Consider the following 4,196-nt stretch of genomic DNA (forward strand, 5'->3'; position numbering starts at 1 on the left):
CCGGCCAGCGGCCGGCACTCCATTACTTTCCGCGTTCCAGCACCAGCAGCGGGTCGATGCGGGTATCGAACCAGTTCATGCCCCAATGCAGATGCGGGCCGGTCGCACGACCGGTCGCACCGACAGCGGCGATCACCTGGCCCTGCTCGACGCGGTCGCCGACTTTCACGTCGATGCGCGACAGATGCAGAAAGTTCGAACTGATCCCGAAGCCGTGATCCAGCAGCAGCGTGCCGCCGGTCAGATACAGGTCCGGGCCAGCGAAGGTGACCACGCCGGCGGCCGGTGCCTTCACCGGGGTGCCGGTCGGTACCGCGATGTCCATGCCGGAGTGGCCCGAACCGGGTTGGCCGTTATAGACGCGCGCATTGCCGAAGCGGCCGCTGATGCGGCCCTGCACCGGCCAGATGAAGGCCTGTGCGAAGTCGGCGCGATTGTCATCGCGGGCACGCGCGGCGGTGACCTGCGCCTGCTCACGCTTGATCCGCTCGGCAATCGCCGGCGGCGGATTGACCGTCTTCGGCGGCACGCCGTTGACGCGCTCGGTCGGCCAGTCACGCGGGGTGACCGCGATGCTGGCCGTTTCACTGCCGCCGTCCGGGCGGGTCACCTGCACCTGCAGCGGACCTTTCTCATCGCGGCCGATGCCGAACACCACGCTGCCGTACCCGCTCACGCGCAGGGTGCGGCCGCCGTACTGCACGACGCTGCCGGCCGGCACCTTGCCGATCACCATCGCGCCCTGCGAGGCGCTGGCCGGAAACACCACGCGCGCATCGGCCTGGGCCACGGCGGGCGAGGGCAGCAGACTGCCCATCGCCACGACGCCTGCGGCCGCCAGGGCCGCGCTCAACATCCGTGCCCGCATCAGCGGTCGAAGCTCATGCGCTGGCCGTTCGGCGAACCCACCAGCTTTTCGCCGTCCCACGCCAGCTGCCCGTTGACCCAGGTCGAGGCGATGCGCGAGCGGAAGGTGGTGCCTTCAAACGGCGACCAGCCACACTTGGAGAGCACGTCTTCGCGCTTGACGGTGAAGGGCACGTCTTCGACCAGCACCAGATCGGCGAAGTAGCCTTCGCGCAGGTAGCCACGCTGGCTGACGTCGAACAGCTGCGCCGGCGCATGCGCGAACTTCTGCACGACCTGGGTGATCTCCAGCTTGCCTTCGTGCACCAGTTCCAGCGCGGCGACCAGCGCGTACTGCACCAGCGGCAGGCCGGACGGCGCCTGTGCATAGGGCTTCTGCTTCTCTTCCCAGGTGTGCGGCGCATGATCGGTGGCGAGCACGTCGATCACGTCATCGGCCACGGCGCGGGTCAGCGCTTCGCGGTCGCTGGCTTCCTTGATCGCCGGGTTGCACTTGATCAGGTTGCCCAGCCGCGCGTAATCGCTGCGGTCGAAACGCAGGAAGTGGATGCAGGTTTCGGCGGTGATCTGCTTGCGGCTGCCATCGGCGCGGATCAGCGGGCCGCGTTCGAACAGGGCCAGCTCATCGGCGGTGGAGATGTGCAGCACATGCAGGCGGGTGCCGTGCTTCTTGGCCAGCGACACGGCCAGCTCGGAGGACTTCAGGCAAGCCTCGCGCGAGCGGATGTCCGGGTGCTGCTCGGCACTCAGGGCATCGCCGTACTTTTCGGCGTACTCCTTGGCCTTGGCATCGATCATCGGCGTGTCTTCGCAGTGCGTGATGATCGGCGTGGGCGCGTCGCGGAAGATCGCGTCGAGCGTTTCCGGGTTGTCGACCAGCATGTTGCCGGTGGATGCACCCATGAACACCTTGATGCCCGGCGCGGTCTTGGGATCCAGCGACTGGATATGAGCCAGGTTGTCGTTGCTGGCGCCCATGTAGAAGCCGTAGTTGGCGCGCGCACGGCCGGCGGCGGCATCGTACTTGGCCTGCAGGATCTCGGCGTTGAGCGTGGGCGGGTTGGTGTTGGGCATGTCCATGAAGCTGGTCAGGCCCCCGGCGACGGCCGCGGCCGATTCGGTCGCGATGTCGCCCTTGTGGGTCAGGCCGGGCTCACGGAAATGGACCTGGTCGTCGATCATGCCCGGCAGCAGCCAGCGGCCGGCGGCGTCGACCACGGTTTCGCCGGGACGGGCGTCCAGGCCGGGGCCGATCTGCGCGATGCGGCCATCTTCGATGCGCAGGTCACCCTGGGTGACGGTGCCTTCGTTGACCAGGCGGGCGTTGACGATGAGCGTGGAGGACATTCAGTGTTTTCCTGTGCAGCGGCAGGTGGCGTCAGGCGTGGTGCGCGGTGGCACCTCGTCGATGCCACCGGGATGGAAGGGATGGCAGCGGCCCAGCCGGCGCGCGGCCAGCCAGCTGCCGCGCGCGGGGCCATGCGTGGCGATGGCTTGCATGGCGTATTCAGAACAGCTGGGCATGAAGCGGCAACGCGGCCCCAGCAACGGGCTGATGAAGCGCTTGTAGAAGCGCAGCAGGGCGATGAGCAGGCGTGAGATCACCCCCCAATCTTATTCCAGTTGGCATGAAGGGCGCATTTGTCGCAGGATGGGGCGTTGGACCCGTCCGCACCCACGCGCGCGACGGGCCGCCCCCGCGGGGTCGCCGGGTCAGGTACCGAACTGCGCACGTTGGCCCGCCTGCCAGGCGGGCCGGTCGCACGCCTTGCGACTCCGGGGCTGAACGGAGTAGGCGGTGTGGTTGCTGCTGCTGGTCGGGTAGGCTATAAAGGCCCGCTTTCCCGGGCCCCGGGGAATCCAAGGAAGAGCGTTTCGTGGCTGCTAAAAAAACTGCAAAGAAGGCCGTCAAGGCCGCCAAGAAAACCGCCAAGCCTGTTGTAAAGAAGTTGGCGGCCAAGTCCGTTGCCAAGAAGCCGGCCGCCAAGCCGGCTGGCAAGCCTGCATCCAAACAACCGGCGGCCAGGACGGCACCCGTTAAAAAGGCGGCCAGCAAGTCGCCGGCCAAGACCGTCAAGAAGGCTGTCGCCAAGAAGCCTGCTGCCAAGACGGTGGTGGCCAAGAAGACCGTCGCCAAGAAGGTCGTTGCCAAGAAGTCGACGGTCGCCAAACCGGTTGCCACGCCCGCCAAGCGCGCGGCAGGCAAGCCGGTGAGCAAGGCGCCCGTCAAGAAAGCCGCTGCCAGCAAGACGGCAGCCAAGAAGACCGTGACGCCTGCTGTCGCCAAACCGGCGGCCAAGCCGGCACCGGCGAAGAAGACCGCAGTCAAGCAGGCATCGGCCACGCCGGTGAAGGCCAGCAAGACTGCCAGCAAGCCCGTGGCATCCAAGCCGGCCACCAAGCCGGTTGCAGCACCCGTAGTGAAGTCCGCACCGAAGCCGGCATCGCCGGCGCCGGCCAAGTCTGTCCCGGCCAAGAGCCCGGCCAAGGCGGCACCTTCTCCGGCGTCCGCGCCGGCGCCGGTCGCCCCTGTCGCCGCCTCCAAGGCCCCGCAAAACAAGAATCCCGTGCCCGTTTCGAAATCGCCTGCAAAAACCCCCGCCAAGTCCGAGTCCGCCCCCAAGCCCGTGTCCCGTCCGGTCGGCAAGGTCGCCGTTGCCGTGGCAGCGCGTTCGGCCGCTCCGGCCCCTCGCACCAAGGTGAAGGTGGTGGAATACAAGACTGACGAAGCCACCGGTCGTCCGATCCTGCCCGACGGTTACAAGCCGAGCGCGGAAGAGGAATACATGAGCCCGCTGCAGCTGGAGTATTTCCGCCAGCGCCTGCAGCACTGGCGCAATGATCTGGTGGAGGAATCCAAGCAGACCATCGCGAATCTGCAGGAAGAAGTGCGTGATATCGGCGATGAGGCCGAGCGCGCTACCCGCGAGACCGAGAACTCGCTGGAACTGCGTACCCGCGATCGTTATCGCAAGCTGATCGGCAAGATCAACAGTACGCTGAAGCGTCTGGAAGATGGCGATTATGGTTTCTGTGTGGATACGGGCGAAGAGATTGGCCTGGATCGTCTGGAAGCCCGCCTGACCGCCGAGCGCACGATCGATGCGCAGGAGCGTTGGGAGCATCTGCAGAAGCAGCAGGGCGACTGATCGCGCTGTTGGTTGTGCTGTTCTACGAAAAACCCGGCTTCGGCCGGGTTTTTTTTGGCTGTTTGTCTTTGGTTTGGTCGTTCGTGCAGGGCGCTGGCGCCTTGATGCCTCGTGCTTGGAGTGGGTCGGGCAGCCCTGTCCGGGACCCGCCGTGAACCCATCCATGGGGGCTCGTAGTGC

Annotated in this window: 4 protein-coding genes; 1 reads left to right on the plus strand and 3 read right to left on the minus strand. The window is 66.5% G+C overall.

All coding sequences use genetic code 11. The annotated features are described in order from the left end of the window. Positions 1-22: 22 nt before the first annotated feature. From ACE026_RS12100 to yidD, 3 genes are read right to left on the minus strand one after another with little or no spacing between them, the layout of a single operon-like run. Positions 23-868, minus strand: a complete 846-nt coding sequence (locus ACE026_RS12100; RefSeq protein ID WP_486039193.1) for a M23 family metallopeptidase — start codon at positions 866-868, stop codon at positions 23-25. Further along, positions 868-2,214: a dihydroorotase gene (locus ACE026_RS12105; RefSeq protein ID WP_313212358.1), complete on the minus strand. Its 1,347-nt coding sequence runs from the start codon at positions 2,212-2,214 to the stop codon at positions 868-870. Before ACE026_RS12105 ends, ACE026_RS12100 begins: the two co-directional genes overlap by 1 nt. After that, entirely contained in the window at positions 2,215-2,472 is a 258-nt protein-coding gene (gene yidD / locus ACE026_RS12110; protein WP_486039194.1) for a membrane protein insertion efficiency factor YidD, read from the minus strand. Between the two features lie 272 nt (positions 2,473-2,744). Between yidD and dksA the strand changes: the two genes are divergently transcribed. Beyond that, positions 2,745-4,016 carry an RNA polymerase-binding protein DksA gene (gene dksA, locus ACE026_RS12115; protein ID WP_486039195.1) on the plus strand — a complete coding sequence of 424 codons (1,272 nt, stop codon included), beginning with the start codon at positions 2,745-2,747 and terminating at the stop codon, positions 4,014-4,016. Positions 4,017-4,196: the final 180 nt, after the last annotated feature.

Source organism: Stenotrophomonas sp. AGC87 (genome assembly GCF_057333975.1).